Here is a 22,946-nt window from a genome sequence, read left to right as displayed (position 1 = left end):
AGGTTTATTTCACATATTTGTCCACTTTCTTCAAATATTTTTCTACATTTTCTTTGTCGGGGATTGTCGTAATTTCTTTTGTCAGTGCTTTTTCAAATTCTGTTCTTGCCTTTGAATATTCTTTTTGTTTAAAATAATATTTCCCTGCCTGATAATAAACCAACCAAAAATCAGGATTCAAAGACTGATAATGCGGAATGAAATCATCCGTAAGAATCGTATCATCCGAATCAATTGCATCTTGTATTTCAGAATGGGCAAATTTAAACTCTTCATAATTCTCAAATTCCAAAGAATCTACGAAAGGGTCTTTTGCGATATTTAAATCTGACTTTGCAAATTCACCATTTTTTAATCTTTTATCAGAGAAAATTTCATTTAAATCATAACAGACAAATTCTCCCAACTGATACGGATTTGAAGAAACCCAAACCAGTTTTTTCTGTGGCGAAAAAATAACAGCATGATGTGCCAAAAGCTGATTAATCGCTTTTTCATTGCCATAACCAATCTTTTCATCTTTCAAACCTGATTTATCTCTTAAAATAGAAGCCATTTTTTCGGGATTCAGTTTTTTATTTTCTTGCAAAAGCTCTTGAAGCTTTTCGTAGCGGTATTCAGAATGACTTTCTACTATTTGCTTTTGGTTTCTTTTATCATCTTTATACGCATCAGATTGAAAATGATTGGTACAAAAAATGGCACTCGAATTTTCTACTTTATAAACTCCAAAATTATCCGGTGAAACTTCAATAATCACAGCGTTTTTATCGTTTGCGCTTCCTACCAAAATAGATTCTGAAACAAAAACTTTTCGCTTTTTTGCAATCGCAATTGCTTCGTCAATAGTTCTCGCGTATTGTAAAATTTCTCTTGTGACAAACGAAATTGGAGTCTTCGCCGTCAAAGGAATTCTAGATTTTCCGGCGTTGATGGTTACTGTAATTCCTTCTTTATTCATCCCTGAAACCACGCCAATCATTCCAGGCCAACTTACCGACATGTATGGAATTCCTTTTTCAGGTTCTACAAATTCTATTAATTTATTTTTAGCAAATTCATCACCTACATAGAAATCAAAATTTCTTCCAATCAACAAATCACCATCTTCCGAATTTTCGTTCCAAACGGCAAGTGAAGTACAGCCAACAACCATCAAATCCTGCATTGCATGACCAATATCGTGCGCACCGTGCAAATACATTGCTCTTCTGAATTTTGGAGCAATAAAATCATATTTATCTGACGAATATTGAGACAAACCGTATAATTCAGCCTGAAAATCTTCTCTTACGTTGAGATACATTTTCCTGTTGTACCATTTCATGAAGCCTCTCAATAATTTCTGTTTGAATTTTGAAGGAACGAAACCTTCTACTTTTGAAAAGAAAATCTCTTCCTGTTTCTGCAATAAATTTTGCGTTAAAGCACCATTGTTATAGCCTAACTGCAAAGGATTCCCTTTGACATACAATTCCCAAAGCTGTTGCTTATTTTTGGTTAAATAATTTTGATTAAAACTAAAAGTAGAATCATTAATCGTATTGACTTTTGGGATTTCTAAAGCATATTGTTCTACATCCGGAATGTGTTTGATTGATTTTCTGATTCCGCAAGAACTAAGACTTAGAATGAGGATAAGGTTTAAAAAGAAAAAAAACGGTTGTTTATTATTAAAAATAAATAATTTAAACAAAGAAAGCAGAAATTCTCCCCTGCGTTTTGCTTCCTTCAGAATGACAAACTGTATATTATTTTTCACTTTTATTCTTATTAATCATTTGTGTCAAACATTCATCAATTCTTTCTTTCCCTAAAATTTCTGCGCAGGTATTAAATGCTCCGATTGTACAGCCCAAAATGCCGTGCATATTAACAGATTGCCCTGTAAGAAAAAGATTATCTATTTTTGTACGGGGAGAAACCATCGTTTTCAAGGGGTTTTCTGAACTTTTAATGTAACCGTACATATTTCCTTCAAAACTTCCAATATAATCTCGGTAAGACAAAGGAGAAGACGTATAAATATTTTTTATGGAATCTCTTAAATTCGGGATTTTCTTTTCTAAAGCATCAATCATTTTTTCTGCTTTTTCCAGCTTAAATTTTTCGTATTGCTTTCCTCTTTCGTGTTCTTCAGCAACCGTATTTACGGTAGTTTGCCAAGCTTTAACTTCCTCAAAATCCATATAAGAAATGGCCGTTAAGCTTTCTGCAAACTCAGGATGATATTTTGAAAGCGTGGAAGAAAGCATATAGGTTTCGGGCCACGCTTTTTTGTCGTAACGATAAGCATTCCAAACCAATTCTTCAGATGAATAGTGGTAAATATTATAATTGAAATTGGGAATTGTTTGAGGTTTTAAGGCCAAATAAACACTGAAACACGATGAAACAGGTTCCCAACTTAAGATTCGGTTTAAAAAAGATTTCTTCAGTCTATCTTCACCGATTATTTTAGTTAAAGACCGAATTTCAATATTTGAAATAAATTGTTTTGCAAAATATTCTTTCCCCGATTTTGTTTTTACAGCACTTAAGACATTCTTTTCATTAAATACAAATTCTGAAACTTCCGAATGTTTATGAACATCGGCTCCATATTCTCTTAATTTTCGGATTAAAAGCTTTGAAATCTGGCTTCCTCCTTTTACACATTTGTAAGCGCTTTGAATGTAAGAATTTACCGTCAAAGCATGAACGTAAAACGGAATATTTTCGGAATCTCCCGCATATAAAAAATTGGAACTCAATAAAACAGATTGCAGTTTTCTATTCTGAGTAATCGACTCGATGAATCTTTTTGTGTTTAAATGAAGAATTTCTTCGTTGTAATTATCTTTTCCAATCACATTATACCTTGGAAACTGATTACAAACACGTTGAATTTCTTCGCAATAATTTTTTAAATTTTCTTTCTCTTCCGGAAAATAATTAGATAGTTGCTCTACAAAGTTATCGTAACCTTGTGCGTGTGGATATTCAATTTCATCGTCTCCGAAAGTTATTTTATCATAACCATTTTCATCCATTTTCTGGAGCTGCAAATCATTCATTATTTCCAGATAAGAAAAAAATTGGTGTAGATTCTGGTCTTTTGAAAGTCCGCCTAAATAATGAACTCCGGTGTCGAAAATTAATTTATCACGGGAAAATGTCTGTAAATTTCCGCCATACTGATTATTTTTCTCTAAAACGCAGACTTTTAAGCCTTCTTTCGCCAAAATAAGCGCAGAAACAAGACCTCCTATTCCGCTGCCGATAATCAATATGTCGTATGTTTTTTTCAAAGAAAATATTAGTTTTATTTAACGCAAAGGTCGCAAAGTTTTTCTTTAAAAGTATTGAAAACATTTTTCGTTCGCAAGGGCGCTTTGCTCAGCAAAATACGCAATATTTTGCAATTTTAAAACATTAAATTGTATATCATCAGCCTTGTCAAGGTTTAAAACCTTGACAAGGCTTTTTTAACGCTGAATTGTCGCAGCCCGACTTGAGTGGAGCTCTTTTTGCGAGGAGCCCTTCGGCAATGCTCAGGATGCGACGAGCAAAAAAGCGGGAACGGAAGGAGGAAATAGCTGCCCTAAAAAAATTAATCAATATCGTCCCAAAAGTCAAAATAATTGAACCATTGAAGGGGGTATTTTTGAATCATCGATTCTAAATTTTGAGTGTAAGAGTTTAAAAGTCCTTGTGAATCACGTTTTTTGACGTTTTCAGCGACTCTTGCATACAAATGATAATGAAGATTTTTTTCTTTCATCACGTAAACATAAACAACAGGAACGCCCAATCTGGAAGCAATCATAAAAGGGCCTGCCGGAAATTTAGCACTTTTTCCGAGTAACTCTCCTTCAAGAAATTTTGAACCTTCGAAATAACGATCGCCCGTAAAACAAATCAGTTCGTTTTTCGACAAAGCTTCATTAATGTCGAAAATATGCGACATATCGTCTTTTACATAGATGAATTTGATATTGCTTTGCTTCACAGAAACACTTTCGAGATATTCTTTGATAATGGTAACTTCCTGGTCTGTTGTCACTAAATTAATTTGACAATCGAAGTCTATCTCAGCAAAAAAATGCTCTGCAATTTCGAAATTTCCAATGTGAGCACTGATGAGAACACCGCCTTTTTTTTCAGCTAAAAGATTTCTAAGATTTTCTATTCCGTCAAATTCGTAGGTATATTTGTTTCTTAATCCTGCAGAAATAGCAGTTTTATCAATCAGAATTGTTCCGAAAGTAAAATAACTTTTAAATAAGGAGATTTTTGTTTTCCAAAAACCGTAATTGAGTCTTTTCTGGAAGTAATATCTATAATATTTGTTGCTCTTTTTTTCGAATAAAAAATAGTAGAAGGCAACAAAATAAAGAACAAAATAAGAGCTTCGGATTCCGATATTTCTAATGCACCACACAAAGATTCTGTAACCTAAGATTGTGCCTTTAGACTTGCCTTTCCACTTGTTCATAAATTCAATTTAACAATGTATCAATTTAATAGTGTAACAATTATTAAGCTTAAAAAATATTGGTAAACTGTTAAATTGATAAATTGTTACATTTTTAAAGTAGATTTTAATCTATAGTTATGCGTTTTTGTTAGCAATTTTATGTTCTATTGTCGAGTAGAAATCGTCAAAAGTAATAATATCTTTAAAGTCTCCTTCACCCAATTTCACACCAAAATTAGATTCGATAACGACTACCAAATCTATATAATCTAAACTGTCTAGACCCAAAGTTTTCTTGAAATGGGCATCATTAGTGATTTCGTCACCATCTACCTCAAATTCATTGATTAAAAAATCATTAGCAATGGCAACAATTTTTTCTCTTTCCATGTTTTCTTTATTCAAATTTTTTAACGATTAATGCGGAATTGGTTCCCCCAAATCCGAAAGAATTCGACAAAAATACGTCAATTTTTTGATTTTTAGTTTCGGAGATTAAATTTATCTTTTGGGCATCTTCATCAGGATTTTCTAAATTGATATTCGGAGCCACAAAATCATTCTGCATCATCAACATAGAATAGATTACTTCACTTGCACCCGCCATCCAACATTCGTGACCGGTCATAGATTTTGTAGAACTTACCGGCACCTCGCTTCCAAAAATCTCGTGAATAGCTTTTGCTTCATTCACATCCCCAAGTGGTGTTGATGTTGCATGAGCATTGATATAATCAATATTTCCAGCGTTTAAGCCAGACAGTTTCAAAGCTCGATTCATCGCTAAAGCCGGGCCATCAACATTCGGAGTAGAAATATGTCCTCCGTTTGAAGAAAAACCGTAACCAACAATCTCGCCTAAAATAGTTGCACCTCTTTTCTGTGCAGACTCAAGGCTTTCAACAATTAAAGTTGCGGCACCACCGCTTGGAATTAATCCGTCTCTTTCAGAATCGAAAGGCCTTGATGCTTTTGCTGGCTCGCTTTCTCTTACCGAAAAAACACCCAAACCATCAAAACTCGCCATTGAATATTTGTTGGTTTCCTGAGCACCGCCACAGACAATCATGTCCTGAAAACCATTTTTAATCATCATATAAGCCAATCCCAAAGAATGAGAACCGCTTGCACAAGCGGCACTGATGGTTAAATTAATTCCGCGCAATTTAAAAATAGTAGAAAGATTCATCGTTACGGTTGAGTTCATCGATTTAAAAATCGCACCAGAACCCATTAAAGTCGTATCTTTTTTTTCTCTTGCAATATCGATAGACTCTACAACTGCTTTTGAAACGCTGTCATTTCCATATAAAATTCCGACTTCGTTTTGGTCTAAAAAGTCTTGATTGATATTGGCATGTTTCAAGGCATCAAGTGTTGCTAAATAAGCATATTCGCTTTCCTCGCCCATGCTTACACGTTGACGTCTGTTTAAAAGATTCTTTAAATCAGGTTTGGGAACAACTCCACTGAGACCCGATCTAAAACCAAAGTCTTTTCTTTCATCTACTAAAACAATTCCCGACTTTCCTTGATACAGGGATTCTTTCACCTCTTCCAAAGAAGTGCCGATGCAAGAATAAATTCCCATTCCGGTAATGACTACCCTATTTTCCATGTTAAAAAATGTAACAATTTATCAATTTAACAGTGTAACAATTTTATATATGTGACCATTATTAATTCTGTCATTCTAAACGAAGTGAAGAATCTCATTGGTACATTGTTAGATTATTACATTGTTAGATTATTACGAGTAAATTCCTCCGTTAATATTAATAATTTCACCCGTGATATACGAAGATTTTCTGGATGCTAAAAATGCAACCAAATCCGCTACTTCTTCCGCTTCACCAAATCGGTTTGCGGGAATCATTGCTTTCAATTCGTCTTCATTAAAATCCTGAGTCATATCTGTTTTTATGAAACCTGGCGCTACTGCATTCACCGTAATATTTCTTTTTGCAACTTCCTGAGCCAGAGCTTTTGTAGCTCCGACCAAAGCGCCTTTTGCAGCAGAATAATTGGTTTGCCCTGCTGTTCCTTTCACCCCAGAAACAGAAACCATATTGATAACTCTACCGTATTTATTTCTCAGCAACTTTTGAATGAAGAAATTGGTAACGTTATAAAAACCATTTAAACTCGTATTAATCACCGAGTTCCAATCTTCACTCGGCATCCACATAAACAAACCGTCTCTTGTGATTCCTGCATTGTTTACGATAACCTCAACTACTGAACTTGGATTATTTTCCTGCCATTCTCCCAAAACCTTTAAAGTTTCTTCAGCGTTTCCGACATCAAATTTCAGGATTTCACCTGTTGAGCCCAATTCCTGCACTTTAGCTAAAGTTTCCTTTGCCGCAGCTTCGTTTGATGTATAATTAATTAAAATATGATAATTTTTCTCTTCTGCCAGTTTTATACAGATTGCTCTTCCGATACCTCGAGAACCACCTGTTATGATTGCACATTTCATGTGTATTTTTTTAAACTAATTTTTTGTTTCCATAGGTTCCACCTACGGCTATGAATATTGAACCCTTCGGGTTTCTTTTAATATTATTTTTTCAGATAATCTTTAACATTCTGAATATATGGATACATAATCATGTCATTAGAAAATGCCGGAATAATTTTTCTAATTTCATCATACAATTCTTTTGTTTTAGATGAAACTTTATCTTGGTAACCCAAATATTCTATTGCCTGAACAATAGTAATCGCTTCAATAGCCAACACTTCAAAAGCATTTTCGATTACCTTTCTGCAAATCACTGCAGCATTGGTGCCCATGCTTACAATATCCTGATTATCATTATTATTAGGAATACTGTGCACATACATCGGATTCGACAACATCTGGCTTTCTGCCGTTGTAGAAGTTGCTGTAAACTGAACGCCCTGCATTCCGAAATTAAATCCTAATTTACCTAAATTCACAAATGGAGGCAAAATTTCATTGATTTTTGAATTTAAAAGATAATTTAATTGTCTTTCAGCCAACATCGTCAATTTCGTAACAACGATTTTCAATTTATCCATTTCCAAAGAAATATAGTCTCCGTGGAAGTTTCCGCCATGATAAACATGCTGATCTTTCACATTGATAATTGGATTATCGTTTGCCGAGTTGATTTCGTTTTCTAATACTTTTTCTGTGTATTCTAAAGTATCTAAAACCGGGCCTAAAATCTGCGGAACACATCTTAAAGAATAATATTCCTGTACTTTTTCTTTGAAAACCTTTTCCTGCTCTTCAAAATGAGTATATAAATGGTCGGCTCTTTTTCTAATTAATGTACTATCAGATAAATGAGCACGCATTTTTTCTGCAATTTTCTGTTGACCTGCGTGAAGCTTCGTTCCATTCAGCACTTCTGAGAAATGGTCATCATATGCCTGAACAATTTCGTTGATGGCACAAGATAATTTTAATGAAATTTCAGTTAACTGATTGGCTTTATATGCATTTACAATTCCAATTCCAGTCATCACAGAAGTTCCGTTCATTAACGCTAAACCTTCTCTTATTTCTACCTGAATCGGCTCTAAACCTTCAATTTCAAAAACTTCTTTGGTTGATTTCCTATCACCTTTATAAAAAACTTCACCTTCACCGATTAAAACTAAAGCTAAGTGCGCCAGCTGAACTAAATCACCACTTGCACCAACGCCACCATGTTCGAAAATCAATGGCGTAATATTTCTATTAATCAATTCTTTAAGCAAATTAACTACAGATTCATGAACGCCAGAATTCCCTAATGATAACGTATTCAATCTTGCTAGCATACAAGCTTTTACCTCATCTGCAGGAAGCGGATTTCCAATACCCGAAGAATGGCTTCTTATTAAATTGTACTGAAGTTGGTGGGTGTCTTCATCACTGATTTTGAACTGAGCCATCGGCCCAAAACCTGTATTTACTCCATAAATTACTTTGTTTTTTGAAAATTCTTTAAGAAAAGAAAAGCTTTCATTCACCCTCTGGAGAAGTGAAGAATCCAATTCAATGCTTTCATTTTCAATAATAATTCTTTGAAAATCTCTCAGTTCTAAAAAGTTATTTATTTTCATCAATTAAAAGTAATAATATATAATTTTTGTAAAATGTAATTAATTGTCACTAATTTTGCGCAAAGATAAAAGTTTTATTAAACAAATGGACAAAGAAATTGTTGATGTTTTAGTAATTGGAGCTGGACCTTCCGGATGTGTATCTTCTGCTTATTTAAAGAAGAACAACATCAATGTGAAAGTTGTTGAAAAAACAAAATTCCCAAGACTAGTCGTTGGCGAAAGCCTTATTCCCAGAGTGATGGATCATTTTGATGAAGCCGGATTGTTTCCTGCTTTAGATAAAATGGGCTTCGAAAAAAAAATGGGAGCACGTTTTATGAGAGGAAATGAGGTCTGTATTTTTGATTTCAGCAACAAATTCGGAGATGGTTGGGACTGGACATGGCAGGTTCCAAGAGCTGATTTCGACAATACTCTAGCTCAGGAAGTCATCAACAAAGGCATTGATCTTGAATTTGAAACCGAAGTTATTGGAATCGAGTTTAATGGAACTGATTCTATTACGACTGTAAAAGACAAGAACGGAAACACAAAAGAAATTCATGCAAAATTCGTGATTGATTCCAGCGGTTATGGAAGAGTTTTACCGAGACTTTTAGACCTTGAAAAACCGTCAAAATTATCTCCACACTCTGCAATGTTCGCCCATGTAGAAGATATTAACAGAGAAGAAGGTGAAGAAGGCACTTTAATTTCTTTTGACATTATAGAAACTGAAGTCTGGCTTTGGGTAATTCCTTTTTCTAATGGAAACACCAGTATAGGAATTGTTGGCCCTACTGATTATATCGAAAAACTATCTGAAAACGGAGATCCTACAGAAGCTTTAAGAAAAGCAATTTCCCTTTCTGATTATTATGTAAAACGTTTTGGTGATGTAGAATTTCTTTTTGAACCAAGACATTTAAAAGATTATTCTTGTTCGGTAAAAAGTCTTTATGGAGACGGTTTTGCCTTAACAGGAAATGCTTCAGAATTTCTAGACCCTGTTTTCTCTTCAGGAATGGCTTTCGCAACAGAATCGGGAATGTTGGCTGCAAAATTAGCCATCAGACAATTGAATGGCGAGAAAATCGATTGGCAAAAAGAATATTCAGACTATATTTTGTACGGTGTAAATGTTTTCACCACCTATGTAAAAGAATGGTACACCGGAAATCTTCAGGAATTATTTTTTCACCAACCCGAAAATCCTGATGTAAAAAGGAAAATCTGTGCTGTTTTAGCAGGTTATGTTTGGGATAAGAAAAATACTTTTGTGAGAATACACGACACGGCAGTCGTAAACCTTGCCAACTTTATAAAAGCAGAAAAGCAACAAGCATAAAAAAAGCGGTCTGAAAATCTTCAGACCGCTTTTTGTTTTATTTTAAAGCTTTTTTGATTTCGATTCCAAGTTTTTTTCCTGTAATCTCGTATGCAGCAGCGATTCTACCATATTCCCAAGAGAAATCTTTATTCATTTTTTTTCCTTGAATCTTATCTGCTTGTAATTTCATAACTACATGAGAAGGATTATCTGTTTCTACAAATAGTAAATCTGCGGTAAGCTTTGCTTCTTGCGAGCCAATCATTCCACCGTACCAACCTGCATAAACCCATTTTGCGTCTATTATCAAGGTATATTTTGCCTTGCTACCATTTCCAAAAGTCACCTTTTTTGATTTAGCATTAATTCCTTTAAAAAAATATTCTAAATATTCTGAAGTTTTGAATCTATCCCATTGGTAAATCCAATTATTCCATACTTTTTCACCTTTTCTTCCAGAAATATCACCTTTTTTATTTTCGATATACTGAGCTTCAGTTAAATTACCTTCTTGAAAAGTTGCGTTATCAAATTTCAACTGAACATTTACCTCAGTTTGGTCTTTCAAAAAATCAAAATTATTTCCGGAAACAAAATTAATTTGGTTCTGAGCAAAAGTTGTTGATGCAATTGCGAAAAACAACATCAGGAATAGTTTTTTCATAATTTATAAAAAATTTCCGGCAAAGATAGGCGTTCACTGTCAATAAAATTTTAAGTAATTAACAATATTTCCTTTTTATTTGAATTTATCTTAAATCTAAAAAATTAATCGGCTTTCGGCTATTCTGATTAAAAACAGTTTTAGATAAAATATCAAGATCGATAATTTCAATTTTTGGGCTTACCCTTAATTTTGCTCTGAAATGATCTCTTACTTCTCCTTCAAAATGGTCGTCTTCTCTTTCTGTGCTAATCTTGATAATAATTTCATCCAATCCAATTTCATTCGACTGAATAACAATTTGATAACATTGAATTCCATTAAAATCATTTAGAATATCACTCATTGCAGGCGGATACAAAGTCGTTCCTTTATATTTAATCATCTGTTGCTTTCTCCCAACAACAGGACCTAATCGCATTGTATTTCTTCCGCATTGACAAGACTCGTAATGCGCTTTCACTAAATCTCCCGTTTTAAATCTCAACAAAGGCAATGCTTCAACTCCCAAAGTGGTAATGGTTAATTCTCCGCTTTTCCCTTCTTGTACAGGATTTTCATTTTCATCAAGAATTTCTGTAATAATTAATTCAGGATGTTGATGGCCTCCATTTTGAAATTCGCATTCTGTAAAAGCCGTACTCATTTCTGTAGAAGCATAAGTGGAATATAATTGAATATTCCACTTCTCCTTTATCTTTTGTGAAAGAATATTATCTGTAAAATCTTGGTTTTTGATACTTTCACCAATACAAACGGCTCCGTAAACGCTTGAGTTTTTATAATCAATTCCGTGTTTTTCGGCGTAATCAATCATTTTTAATAAGAATGATGGAACGGTAATCAAATATTTTGGTTTGTACCTAAAAATAGAATCCCACTGAAGCTCGGGAATTCCAGGCCCCATCCTTACAACACTTGCTCCCATTTTTCGCAATCCTAAAAAATAAGCCAGACCAGCCATAAATCTTTTATCGATGGTTGTGATCATCTGTACGACATCTCCTTCCTGAATTCCCGCGCAGGCAAAAGAAATCGCTTCGTTATAAGCCAGTCTTTCAAGGTCATCATCAGACAATCCGAAAGTTACAGGGTCACCAAGCGTTCCGGAAGTTGTGCTATAGTCAACAATTTTATTTTGTGGAATGCAGAAAAAATCATCATTATTTTGCTGAATATCATTTTTCGAAGTCGTTGGAATTTTCCGTAAATCTTCCAAAGTTTCAATATCAGAAACCTTGATGTTATTTTCTTTAAACAATCTCTGATAAAAAGGTGAATTAGCTTCAAGATAACACAGTAAACTCTTCAGTTTTTCTTCCTGAAATATTTTTATATCGTTAATGTTTGCTTTCTCGATAGTTGGGAAAAGTTCCAATAGTGTAAATTTAGAAGACAAATTTAATTAAAATGAAAAGATTGAGACATTCAGAAAATTAAAAATCTATGAAAAGCTCCCTAGATTTATAGTTTCCCACAGATTTTCACAGATGATTTTGCTAACAATTATATTTTAATAAATCTGCTTCATCTGCAAAACTGGCGAAAGAAAATAAGTTTTGGCTAAAGCCAAATATGCTTAACAAAATTGAAGGCGAGCTAAAGCCCACCTCTATTGAATAAATGATTGATGTAATTTCCTTTAAAAATTCACAATTCCACCATTGAAAATTCATATTAAACAACAGTTTCATTTTAGCAAAATTTTCAATAGACCATATCAAAATAAAACATATATTATAAACCGACAAAAATCACTAAATTTGCCAACTTGATTAATCAACGAAATTGAGAAATTACAATGAGCCAATTTAAAGAATATAAAAACCTCAACCTTATAGACGTAGCCGAGAATGTTTCGGAATTCTGGAAAGCAAACGACACGTTTGCAAAAAGTGTAGAAACACGTCAGGGAAATCCTGAGTTTGTGTTTTACGAAGGACCACCTTCAGCAAACGGAATGCCGGGAATTCACCACGTTATGGCGAGAGCATTGAAAGACATTTTCTGTCGTTACCAAACGCAGAACGGGAAACAGGTTTTCCGTAAAGCAGGTTGGGACACACACGGACTTCCTGTGGAATTAGGAGTAGAAAAAGAACTTGGAATCACGAAAGAAGATATTGGCAAAAAAATTTCGATTGAAGATTACAACAAAGCTTGTCGTGAAGCAGTAATGCGTTACACTGATGTTTGGAATCACCTAACCGAAAAAATCGGATATTGGGTAGATTTGGAAGATCCGTACATCACGTACAAATCAAAATACATGGAAACCGTTTGGTGGTTGCTAAAACAATTGTACAGCAAGGAATTGTTGTATAAAGGATATACCATTCAACCTTATTCTCCAAAAGCGGGAACCGGACTTTCGTCTCACGAACTGAATCAGCCGGGAACGTATCGTGATGTTACCGATACAACGATTGTTGCTCAGTTTAAAGTTAAAAAAGATTCTTCCAAATTATTTAATGATATTGACGGAGATGTAAATGTTTTAGCTTGGACGACAACTCCCTGGACCTTGCCTTCAAACACAGCTTTGGCGGTAGGAAGAGATATTGAATATGTTGTTGTAAAAACTTTTAACCAATATACTTTCGAACCTGTAACTGTTGTTTTGGCGAGAGTTTTATTGGAAAAGAATTTCGGTAAAAAATTCGTTGAGGGAAGTGATGAAGATTTAGCAAACTATACTTCAGACAGCAAAACAATTCCTTTTAAAGTTTTAAAAGAATTTACAGGAGAACAACTTGCTGGAACTCAATACCAGCAATTAATTCCTTGGTTTACGCCAAACGATACTCCTGAAAACGCTTTCAGAGTGATTTTAGGAGATTTTGTGACTACAGAAGATGGAACAGGTATCGTACACATCGCTCCTACTTTTGGTGCAGATGACGCGAGAGTTGCCAAAGATGCGGGAATTCCGCCGATGTTGGTAAAAGATGAAAATGATAATTTGGTTCCGTTGGTAGACCTTCAAGGTAAATTTATCAAAGGAAACAATGTTCCTGAAACTTTTTCAGGAAAATATATTAAAAACGAATATTACGATGAAGGAACTGCACCTGAAAAATCTTGGGATGTAGAATTGGCGATTTTGTTGAAAACAGAAAACAAAGCCTTCAAAGTAGAAAAATATGTTCACAGCTACCCTCATTGCTGGAGAACCGACAAACCTGTTTTATATTATCCATTAGATTCTTGGTTTGTAAAAATGACGGCAGTAAAAGACCGTTTGGTAGAATTAAACGAAACCATCAACTGGAAGCCAAAAGCTACCGGAGAAGGTCGTTTTGCCAATTGGTTGGAAAATGTAAATGATTGGAACCTTTCCCGCTCTAGATATTGGGGAATTCCATTGCCAATCTGGAGAACAGAAGACCAAAAAGAAGAGAAATTAATTGGTTCTGTAGAAGAATTATACAACGAAATCGAAAAGTCTATTTCAGCAGGATTGATGACTGAAAACCCGTTCAAAGGTTTTGAAATCGGAAATATGTCTGAAGAAAATTATGATTTGATTGATTTACACAAAAACATCGTTGATAAAGTTGTTTTGGTTTCAGACTCAGGAAAAACGATGAACCGGGAAAGCGATTTGATTGATGTTTGGTTTGATTCCGGCTCAATGCCTTATGCACAGTTGCATTATCCTTTTGAAAATAAAGAATTAATAGACAACAATAAAGCTTTCCCAGCAGATTTTATTGCGGAAGGAGTTGACCAAACTCGTGGTTGGTTCTACACACTTCACGCAATCGGAACGGCGGTTTTTGATTCAGTTGCTTATAAAAATGTAATGAGTAACGGACTTGTTTTGGATAAAAACGGTCAGAAAATGTCTAAACGTTTAGGAAATGCAGTTGATCCATTCGAAACGCTTTCAGATTACGGGCCAGATGCAACACGTTGGTATATGATTTCGAATGCGAATCCTTGGGAAAATCTGAAATTCGATAAAGAAGGAATTGATGAAGTAAGAAGAAAATTCTTTGGAACACTTTACAATACCTATTCTTTCTTTAGTTTATATGCAAACGTTGACGGATTTAATTACTCTGAAGAAGATGTTGAAAACAGACCGGAAATCGACCGTTGGATTTTATCTGAATTAAACCTTTTAATAAAAGAAGTAAAAGCATTTTACGAAGATTATGAGCCGACAAGAGTTGCAAGAGCAATCAGCAATTTTGTAAATGATAATTTATCAAATTGGTATGTAAGATTGTGCAGAAGACGTTTCTGGAAAGGAGATTATTCTGATGACAAAATCTCTGCGTACCAAACTTTATATACGTGTCTTGAAACTGTTGCCAAATTATCGGCACCCATTGCTCCGTTCTTTATGGATCAATTGTATCAGGATTTGAATAAAGTAACAGGAAAAGAAACATTTGAATCTGTACACTTAACAGACTTCCCAGTTGCAGATGAAAGTTTAATCGATCAGGATTTGGTAGAGAAAACACATTTGGCACAAAACATTACAAGTATGGTTTTCTCATTGAGAAAAAAGGAAAATGTAAAAGTGCGTCAGCCATTGCAAAAAGTCTTAATTCCTGTTTTGGATAAGAGAACGGAAGAGCAAATTTTAGCGGTTGCAGAATTAATTAAACAAGAAGTTAACGTTAAAGAATTACAGTTAATCAATGCTGAAGAAGCATCACATTTAATTGTAAAACAGATTAAGCCTAACTTCAAGACTTTAGGTTCTAGACTTGGAAAAGATATGAAAGCTGTTGGTAATGAAATTACTAATTTTTCTGCTGAGCAAATCTCATCTTTAGAAAAAGAAGGAAGCATCGAAATTCAAGGCTACGAAATAACAACTGCAGATGTTGAAATTTCTACTAAAGATATCCCGGGATGGACGGTAACTTCAGACGGAAAAACAACTGTGGCACTAGATTTGAAGATGACTGATGAATTGAAATCTGAAGGTATCGCAAGAGAATTTATCAACAGGATCCAAAATCTAAGAAAAGAGAAAGATTTTGAGTTAACAGACAGAATAAGCATCGTTTTGGAAGAAGAAACTCCGTTTTTGGAGCAGATTAAACAAAATGAAGAATATATTTCATCTGAGGTCTTGTCAAATAAAATAGAAATTGTATCTTCACTTTCAAATTTTAACGAAATCGATATCGATGAGATTAAATTTAAAGTGAATGTTGAAAAAAATTAATATTTAACTATTGTTTTTTCAATTTCCAAATCATAAATTTATTAAAAAAGAAAAAGACAATGCAAGACGAAAGAGTAAGATACAACGACTCTGATTTACAAGAGTTTAAAAAGATAATTAAAGAAAAAATAGATAAAGCAGAGAAAGATTTACAGCTTATCAGAGAAAGCTTTATCAATGATCAAAATAACGGTACCGACGATACATCACCTACTTTCAAAGCTTTTGAAGAAGGTGCAGAAACGCTAAGCAAAGAGCAAAACTCTATTTTGGCAGGAAGACAGGAAAAGTTTGTAAGAGATCTAAAAAACGCTTTAATAAGAATAGAAAACAAAACGTATGGCGTATGCCGAGTAACAGGGAAACTGATTCCAAAGGAAAGACTTTTGGCAGTACCGCACGCTACTTTAAGCATAGAAGCTAAAAATATGCAGAGATAATTATTTTTATCTTATTTTTGTAAATAATTAATTGGGTTTATAATTTGTTTTTAAAGACATTTTATAAACCTATTTTTTAATTATATCTATGACCGAATTTTTGATTTTAGGAATTATCCTCGTTGTCGCTGTATGGTTTTTTAATAAAGATCGAATCAAAAACCGATTCTACCCAGAAAAGCCTAAAAATCTGACAATCGATCAACAATTCAATTCAGACAAACGAGATAGAGAAAAGGAAATCGACAGACTTCTGAGCAAAATGGGAAAGAACGGAATCGACGACCTGTCTGCAAAAGATAGAAAAAGACTCGACGAACTTTCTAAGCATTAAATAAGCACTGCTAGAACTTTACGCTTTAGCAAGACTACAAATAATTAAATTAAAATGGAAGCATTAATTGTACACCCAAAAAACCAAATGGAACTGAATGCGCTAAAAAGCATGATGAAAGAAATGGGAATTCGATATGAAAAATTTCATACAAGAGGCGCAAAAACTCAAACTTTTGAGAGAAAAACTCCTGTTAAAAAAGAAAATACCGATAAGAATTTTAAAGACAAACCAAAGACGAATAGGTAATGAAGAAGATTGTACTCATCACTTTTCTTATTTTATTAATAGATCAGGCTTCAAAGATTTATATCAAAACAAATTTTAACCTTAACGACAGCGTTTCTGTTTTTCCAGGTTTTAAATTAACATTTGTTGAAAACCCAGGCATGGCCTATGGTTTTCATTTTGGAGGAATGCTTGGCAAATATTTTTTGGTGATTGTTCGTATATTTCTAATTGGCGGAATGATTTACTTGTTTAATAAGTGGCTGAAAAGAGGTGAATCTAACTATCTGATTATTCCGATGGCTATTATTTTTGCAGGAGCTATTGGAAATTTAATTGATGGAATGTTTTATGGATTAATTTTCGACAGCGGAATGGTTTATGACGAAAACGTCAATCAATGGATTGGCTATGGCGGAGTTTCTAAACTGGTTCCTTTTGGTGAAGGATATTCTACATTTATGAAAGGTTGTGTTGTCGATATGCTTCACTTTCCGTTGGTCGATTGGTACGTTCCGGAAAGCTGGCCATTAATTGGCGGAAAACACCTTGAATTCTTTAAATACATCTTTAATGTTGCCGATTCAGCCATTACCGTGGGAGCAGCTTTATTATTAATTTTCAGAAAAAAAGCTTTACCAAACGGACTTGAATTTTAAAATATTTAATCCAATAATCTTTATCGGTTTTTGTATTGACAACTCATAGGGATTTCATACTTTTATACACCCTTCAAGGTTTAAAATGTATGAGAAAAATTATTAAAAATACAATCAAAATATTCCTGCTTCTTTTTGTGGCAGGAATTATTTTTATCATTTGGGCAAATTTTACGATTAAAGATCAAACGGAAAATTATGTAACTTCTAATATTTCAACTTTACCAAATGAAAAAACCGGACTTCTTTTAGGAACGAGTAAAACACTGTCAAATGGAGCACCGAATGCTTACTTTGTTAACCGAATTGAAGCAGCTGCAGAATTGTATCAATCAGGAAAAATCCAAAACATTATTGTAAGCGGTGATAATTCTCAGAAAGATTATAACGAGCCTGAAGAAATGAAAAACGAACTCATCAAAGCCGGAGTTCCCGCAGATAAGATTTTTGAAGATTTTGCAGGTTTCAGAACATTAGATTCTGTTTTAAGAGCGAAAGAAATTTTCGGACAAAACTCTTACATTATTATTTCACAAAGATTTCATAACGAAAGAGCCGTTTATCTCGCAAGAAAAAACAATATTGAAGCGTGGGGCTACAATGCAAAAGATGTCAATAAATATGCAGGTTTAAAAACCAATGCAAGAGAAAAACTGGCTCGAGCAAAAGTTTTTTTGGATTTTATATTTGGTGTGGAGCCGAAGTTTGGAGGCGAGAAGATTTTGATTCCTTAGTTTTATTGGATATGAGCGTATTCACTTATCATTTAGTAAAAACGAATTATTTTTATGCTTTAAAAATTCATTTGTTTCCACCGAAGCCAAAAAACATCCAAGGTTTGATTCATGCAGAAATTATGACAGCGATGACTCTCGGTTCACCTATTTTTTCACCATCAAGAATGCTGATAAGACAAATCGCCCTATTTGCTCAGTGGGAAAATGAAAGTGACATCGACAATTTTTTGCTTAAAGATAATTGTGGAAAAATCTTATCTAAAGGTTGGCATACGAGATTAACTATCATGAGAAAATGGGGAAAATTCAACAAGTTTGAAATTCCTGAAGAAGCAACAGAATTTGAAAATCCAGACTCTCCAGTCGTTGCGGTTACCATTGCCCGAATGAAGTTTTTGGAAATCCCAAGATTTATCCATTGGGGAAGACCTGTTGAAAAATTGGTTCGCGACCATCCGTCAACAACCTTATCCTTAGCTTCTATCAAATTTCCAAATATAGTTTCCACTTTTTCAATTTGGAAAACACAAAAAGAAATGACAGATATGGTTCACGGACACAGTAAAGTTCCCAAACCTAAAAGACACATGAATGCGATGAAAGAAAGAGATAGAAAAGATTTTCATTTCGAATTTACAACCTTACGTTTCAAACCCCTTTCAGAATTTGGTGAATGGAACGGAAGACGCAATATTATCCCAAATCTCAAAATCAATTAAAATGAGATTTGCTTATCCTATGCAGAAAATTCAGGATTGGATTACACAACAATGGGTAATTATATGCGGAAGAAAAATTAAACCCGATGATTTTCCTTGGCTGATGGGTCCTTTTGGAAATTTAGATATAATTGGAGAAGATTTCATCCATCAATTTGCGGAAAAAGAAAACTTATTTGTAGAAAAAAATTCGAAAGCAAAAGGCATTATTCCATCAATGCTAAATTTGAATTTATCAGATACTGAATTCGCAAATTTATCCAAAAATGTAATCGCATTTTATGAAAATACCGCAAATTACAACTTAAATTTTTCTGTAAAATGGAATCCTTTTTTTAAATTTTTCGGGATTCTGATTAATAAATTATTCAGTAACAGAATTAATCAATTGAATATTCCCACCAAGAATATTGTGGATTCAGAATCGTTAAAAAGCGAAATAATCAACCTTATTGATTTAGAATCGAATGAAATAAAATATACATTTTGGTTTCGTTCAATTGAATCTAGCGGACAAATTATTTATTCTGGAGCTTACGGAATCAGTAATTTGCCCTCAGGCAAAACCTGTGTAAAAGCAGTTTTTCCACTTCCTAATGGAAATGCAACGGTTTTCATGGTTCCAACGGTTGGAGAAAATGGCGAATTAATTTTAGATTCTTCAGGGAAAAAATTTGGCGATGCTGGATTTTATTTTTTATTGAAAGATTCCAAAGATGAATATTGGTCAAAATTTATCGGTTCTTTCCGTGACCAATTAATCATTAGCTCAGAAAATGATCTCATCGCTGCAGAACAAACCCTAACACTTTGGCGCCTAAGGGTTCTCACTTTTTATTATAAAATTGAATTGAAAAAATAATTTAAAACATCTCTACAACAGTTTTTAAACAAGATAAATTCTAAATTTTCCTTATTTTTGTAGAAATAATTTTAAACAAATGTCAAGAATTCTTACCGGCATTCAAGCCACCGGAACTCCGCACCTAGGAAACCTTTTGGGTGCAATTATTCCTGCAGTAGAGCTTTCTAAGCAGTCAGGAAACGAATCTTTTTTATTTATTGCGAATCTACATTCGTTGACGCAGATTAAAGATGCAAAAGAACTAAAACAAAACACCTACGAAATTGCTGCGGCTTGGCTTGCTTGTGGACTTGATACCGAAAAAACATTCTTTTACAGACAAAGCGACATCCCTGAAACCTGTGAACTTTCTTGGCATTTATCATGTTTTTTTCCTTATCAGAGATTGACTCTGGCGCATTCATTTAAAGATAAAGCAGACCGTTTACAAGATGTAAATGCAGGTTTGTTTACCTATCCTATTTTGATGGCGGCAGATATTTTACTGTATGATGCAGAAATCGTTCCTGTAGGAAAAGACCAACTTCAGCATTTGGAAATTGCCCGTGATGTAGCTTCAAGATTTAATAATCAAATGGGTGAAATTTTAGTTTTACCTCAAGCTGAATTACAGGAAGATACAAAATATGTTCCTGGACTTGACGGACACAAAATGTCTAAATCGAGAGGAAACATCATCAATATTTTCTTACCTGAAAAAGAACTAAAAAAGCAGGTAATGAGCATTGAAAGTGATTCTAAATCTTTAGAAGAACCCAAAGACCCATCAACCGATAAAACTTTTGCCATCTATGAATTGATTGCTACTTCTGAACAAACAGAAGAATTAAGAGCAAAATATTTAGCCGGAAATTTCGGTTATGGTCATGCTAAAAAAGAACTTTTAGATTTAATTCTTACAAGATTCCAAAAAGAAAGAGAATTATTTTCTTACTACATGAACAATCTTGATGAATTGGAAGCAAAACTTCAAGAAGGCGCTGTAAAAACAAGAGCAATCGCTACAGAAACGATTAAAAGAGTAAGAGAAAGTTTAGGAATTTAATCCTGAATTTTTAATGATAAAAAGCCTTTCGATTTGAAAGGCTTTCGTTTTATAAATATTCTTTTATCTGCAAAAGATGTTTTATTACTTTTAAATTTTCCTGTTGTGGATTTTCATTTAGAACATCAAAGAAAATAACATCCATTCCGAATTTTTGAGCGCCAGTTACATCTGCAATCCAATCGTCTCCAATGAGAATGCTTTCTTCTTTCTTAGCATTAGAAAGCCCTAAAGAATACTCAAAAATAGCAGGATTGGGTTTTCTTACCCCAACAGAGTCTGCGCTAGTAATGGTTTGAAAATAATGGTCAATCTTAGAAAGAATACATTTCCGCTCCGTTACTTCCTGAAAACCGTTTGAGATAATGTGAAGTGTATACTTTTTAGCTTTCAAATACTCTAAAATATATTCTGCTCCTTCTACCAAATGATTATAATTAAGGATTTTATCTAAAAAGTGTTCTTCAAAATACATCGACAATTCTAAATCATCTATGCCAAAACGGTTAAAAGTATCGTAAAAACGGTGTTTTCTGAGGTATTCTTTATCAATTTCACCATCTCTGATTTGCTCCCAAAGCTTTTCATTGATTTCGTGATACACAGAATGAAATTCTTCAAAATCAATGTTGTATTTTAAAGTGATTTCTTCTTTTTCGAAAAGATTTTTAATGGTTAAATAGGCGTTTCTTCGGTGATCCCAAAGGGTATTGTCGAGGTCAAAAAAAATGTGCTGAATTTTCATACAGCACAAAATTAATGATTAATTTTTTGAAAGATGGATATGATTATTTTTAATCTTCACCACTTCAAGATTTTTTGAGAAGCTAAGCAAGAAATCAATTGTTTGTTTTTTTGGTTTCAAACTTTTCAATTTTAAAGAGTCGTTATTTTTCATAGGCAAAAATTACTTTTTCTTTAAAACGTGAAAAATATTGAATTATTATCTCGTCAGGACAATATTATTTTCTTCCATTATTTTTCTCAGGTTGATTAATGCATAGCGTACACGCCCCAAAGTCGTATTAATACTCATATCTGTATGGTCTGCGATTTCTTTAAAACTCAATCCGTCAAAAAACCTGAGTTTTATCACCTCTTGTTGGTTTTCTGGTAAAAACTGTAACATTTTAAGCAAATCTTCCTGAATCTGTAGGCTTACCAATTGATCCTCAATATTTTCAGAAGGCTCTTTAATCAAATCAAAAATTGAAAACTCATCATTCTCAAAAGTGGTCTCTGAAACTTTTATATTTTTTGCTTTTGCCCGAAAATAATCGATAATAAGATTCTGAGCAATTCTTTTTGCCCAAAGAATAAACTTCCCTTCCTCATTATAACGCCCTTCTTTAAGCATTACAATAATTTTAATAAAAGTATCCTGAAAGATATCATTCGCAAGATCCTGATCATTTATTTTATACAAAATAAAAGTAAATAAATCTCTTTGGTGGCGATGGATTAAGGTAGATAATGCTTCTTCATCTCCTTTTTGGTACAGAGAAATTAATAGACTATCGGTTGATTTCATAACTCTTCTCATATATTATCCGCGACAAACATTTTCCTGATTAGGATCAAGTTATTTTAGTTGGCCAAAACGGTATTAGAGTAAAGTCTTATCTATAAGCATCAAATTATGCTGTAAATATAAATAAAATTTTAATAACTGTTAACTAATTATTAAATATTATAAAGAATTATTTAAAAAAAATCACTTTAGCATATCATGTAAGAAGGCCGTAGGAATATTTAGTGTGAAATTTACATTTACTCCCTTCAATTCTTTTCCATTTAAACCAGAATTTCCAATAGGAAAAGCATAACCACCAGTTAAATCTAAAATTCCAAAAAGGGTAACTCCAATCTTGGGAGCCACATATTTATTGGTTCCTTCCACTCCGGCAAGAAAATAATATGAATGATAGAAATCTACATTTCTTTCGAAATTTAGCAAAATATCACCTTGTACTTTAGGCATAATGGCAAACTGAGAATTCGCAGAACCCATTAAAGCAGAAGCTCCTAAACGATAAATCACATCATCATTCTTAAGAAACATCAACTTCCCACCTATTTCACCGAAACTTTGATTTTGGTAAACATAGCCTACATTAATCATTTTATGCACGGTATACTGAGCTTTTACCAAAGTTCCGACAAAAAAGAGAAAAAGTACTGTGATTGCAAATCGCATATTCATTGTAAAA

General features: G+C 33.6%; 22 protein-coding genes. 10 read left to right on the top strand and 12 right to left on the bottom strand.

Annotated elements, in window-relative coordinates:
- Nucleotides 1-4 precede the first annotated feature (4 nt).
- From LO744_RS02500 to LO744_RS02470, 7 genes are all read right to left on the bottom strand, one after another.
- A complete protein-coding gene (locus LO744_RS02500; protein WP_230670465.1) occupies nucleotides 5-1,681 on the bottom strand; it encodes a C45 family autoproteolytic acyltransferase/hydolase in 1,677 nt (558 codons plus the stop codon).
- Nucleotides 1,682-1,751: 70 nt separating this feature from the next.
- Nucleotides 1,752-3,290 (bottom strand): phytoene desaturase family protein, encoded by a 1,539-nt coding sequence (locus tag LO744_RS02495; RefSeq protein ID WP_230667030.1) that lies wholly within the window; start codon nucleotides 3,288-3,290, stop codon nucleotides 1,752-1,754.
- Nucleotides 3,291-3,592: 302 nt separating this feature from the next.
- Complete coding sequence (locus tag LO744_RS02490) at nucleotides 3,593-4,477, bottom strand: LpxL/LpxP family acyltransferase (protein WP_230667029.1); 885 nt, start codon at nucleotides 4,475-4,477, stop codon at nucleotides 3,593-3,595.
- Nucleotides 4,478-4,594: 117 nt separating this feature from the next.
- Nucleotides 4,595-4,849 carry an acyl carrier protein gene (locus tag LO744_RS02485; protein WP_230667028.1) on the bottom strand — a complete coding sequence of 85 codons (255 nt, stop codon included), beginning with the start codon at nucleotides 4,847-4,849 and terminating at the stop codon, nucleotides 4,595-4,597.
- Between the two features lie 7 nt (nucleotides 4,850-4,856).
- A complete protein-coding gene (locus LO744_RS02480) occupies nucleotides 4,857-6,077 on the bottom strand; it encodes a beta-ketoacyl-[acyl-carrier-protein] synthase family protein (RefSeq protein WP_230667027.1) in 1,221 nt (406 codons plus the stop codon).
- 132 nt (nucleotides 6,078-6,209) lie between these two features.
- On the bottom strand, nucleotides 6,210-6,941 hold the full coding sequence (gene fabG, locus LO744_RS02475) for a 3-oxoacyl-ACP reductase FabG (protein ID WP_230667026.1): 732 nt from the start codon (nucleotides 6,939-6,941) through the stop codon (nucleotides 6,210-6,212).
- An 83-nt stretch (nucleotides 6,942-7,024) separates the two neighbouring features.
- Nucleotides 7,025-8,542 (bottom strand): HAL/PAL/TAL family ammonia-lyase, encoded by a 1,518-nt coding sequence (locus tag LO744_RS02470; RefSeq protein WP_230667025.1) that lies wholly within the window; start codon nucleotides 8,540-8,542, stop codon nucleotides 7,025-7,027.
- An 85-nt stretch (nucleotides 8,543-8,627) separates the two neighbouring features.
- Here LO744_RS02470 and LO744_RS02465 point away from each other — a divergent pair, with 85 nt between their 5' ends.
- Complete coding sequence (locus LO744_RS02465; RefSeq protein WP_230667024.1) at nucleotides 8,628-9,872, top strand: NAD(P)/FAD-dependent oxidoreductase; 1,245 nt, start codon at nucleotides 8,628-8,630, stop codon at nucleotides 9,870-9,872.
- Between the two features lie 37 nt (nucleotides 9,873-9,909).
- On the opposite strand, the gene LO744_RS02460 is transcribed toward LO744_RS02465, so the two are convergent.
- Together LO744_RS02460 and LO744_RS02455 are read right to left on the bottom strand one after the other, a co-directional pair.
- The gene (locus tag LO744_RS02460) at nucleotides 9,910-10,518 is read right to left on the bottom strand and encodes a hypothetical protein (RefSeq protein WP_230667023.1); all 609 of its coding nucleotides are present in this window, start codon (nucleotides 10,516-10,518) and stop codon (nucleotides 9,910-9,912) included.
- Between the two features lie 85 nt (nucleotides 10,519-10,603).
- A complete protein-coding gene (locus tag LO744_RS02455; protein ID WP_230670462.1) occupies nucleotides 10,604-11,896 on the bottom strand; it encodes a phenylacetate--CoA ligase family protein in 1,293 nt (430 codons plus the stop codon).
- A 423-nt stretch (nucleotides 11,897-12,319) separates the two neighbouring features.
- On the opposite strand from LO744_RS02455, the gene ileS reads away from it, so the two are divergent.
- The 9 genes from ileS (at nucleotide 12,320) to trpS (ending at nucleotide 20,736) form a co-directional block, all read left to right on the top strand.
- The gene (ileS, locus tag LO744_RS02450) at nucleotides 12,320-15,709 is read left to right on the top strand and encodes an isoleucine--tRNA ligase (protein WP_230667022.1); all 3,390 of its coding nucleotides are present in this window, start codon (nucleotides 12,320-12,322) and stop codon (nucleotides 15,707-15,709) included.
- Between the two features lie 59 nt (nucleotides 15,710-15,768).
- Nucleotides 15,769-16,149, top strand: coding sequence for a TraR/DksA family transcriptional regulator (locus LO744_RS02445; protein WP_230667021.1), 381 nt, complete (start codon nucleotides 15,769-15,771; stop codon nucleotides 16,147-16,149).
- Nucleotides 16,150-16,237: 88 nt separating this feature from the next.
- Nucleotides 16,238-16,483, top strand: coding sequence for a DUF6576 domain-containing protein (locus LO744_RS02440; protein ID WP_230667020.1), 246 nt, complete (start codon nucleotides 16,238-16,240; stop codon nucleotides 16,481-16,483).
- 54 nt (nucleotides 16,484-16,537) lie between these two features.
- A complete protein-coding gene (locus LO744_RS02435) occupies nucleotides 16,538-16,732 on the top strand; it encodes a DUF2683 family protein (RefSeq protein WP_230667019.1) in 195 nt (64 codons plus the stop codon).
- The gene (locus tag LO744_RS02430; protein ID WP_230667018.1) at nucleotides 16,732-17,370 is read left to right on the top strand and encodes a lipoprotein signal peptidase; all 639 of its coding nucleotides are present in this window, start codon (nucleotides 16,732-16,734) and stop codon (nucleotides 17,368-17,370) included. The genes LO744_RS02435 and LO744_RS02430 overlap by 1 nt, the downstream gene beginning before the upstream one ends.
- A gap of 89 nt (nucleotides 17,371-17,459) precedes the next feature.
- Nucleotides 17,460-18,104 (top strand): SanA/YdcF family protein, encoded by a 645-nt coding sequence (locus LO744_RS02425; protein WP_230667017.1) that lies wholly within the window; start codon nucleotides 17,460-17,462, stop codon nucleotides 18,102-18,104.
- An 11-nt stretch (nucleotides 18,105-18,115) separates the two neighbouring features.
- Entirely contained in the window at nucleotides 18,116-18,826 is a 711-nt protein-coding gene (locus LO744_RS02420) for a hypothetical protein (protein WP_230667016.1), read from the top strand.
- Between the two features lies 1 nt (nucleotide 18,827).
- Nucleotides 18,828-19,688, top strand: a complete 861-nt coding sequence (locus tag LO744_RS02415) for a hypothetical protein (RefSeq protein ID WP_230667015.1) — start codon at nucleotides 18,828-18,830, stop codon at nucleotides 19,686-19,688.
- A gap of 79 nt (nucleotides 19,689-19,767) precedes the next feature.
- Nucleotides 19,768-20,736: a tryptophan--tRNA ligase gene (trpS, locus tag LO744_RS02410; RefSeq protein ID WP_230667014.1), complete on the top strand. Its 969-nt coding sequence runs from the start codon at nucleotides 19,768-19,770 to the stop codon at nucleotides 20,734-20,736.
- A gap of 49 nt (nucleotides 20,737-20,785) precedes the next feature.
- On the opposite strand, the gene LO744_RS02405 is transcribed toward trpS, so the two are convergent.
- From LO744_RS02405 to LO744_RS02395, 3 genes are all read right to left on the bottom strand, one after another.
- Nucleotides 20,786-21,481 (bottom strand): YjjG family noncanonical pyrimidine nucleotidase, encoded by a 696-nt coding sequence (locus LO744_RS02405; protein WP_230667013.1) that lies wholly within the window; start codon nucleotides 21,479-21,481, stop codon nucleotides 20,786-20,788.
- Between the two features lie 198 nt (nucleotides 21,482-21,679).
- Nucleotides 21,680-22,267: an RNA polymerase sigma factor gene (locus tag LO744_RS02400; protein ID WP_230667012.1), complete on the bottom strand. Its 588-nt coding sequence runs from the start codon at nucleotides 22,265-22,267 to the stop codon at nucleotides 21,680-21,682.
- Between the two features lie 183 nt (nucleotides 22,268-22,450).
- Entirely contained in the window at nucleotides 22,451-22,939 is a 489-nt protein-coding gene (locus LO744_RS02395; protein ID WP_230667011.1) for a hypothetical protein, read from the bottom strand.
- Nucleotides 22,940-22,946 lie beyond the last annotated feature (7 nt).

This window comes from Chryseobacterium turcicum, assembly GCF_021010565.1.
GTDB lineage: Bacteria > Bacteroidota > Bacteroidia > Flavobacteriales > Weeksellaceae > Chryseobacterium > Chryseobacterium turcicum.
This window is presented reverse-complemented; position numbering and strand designations above follow the sequence as displayed.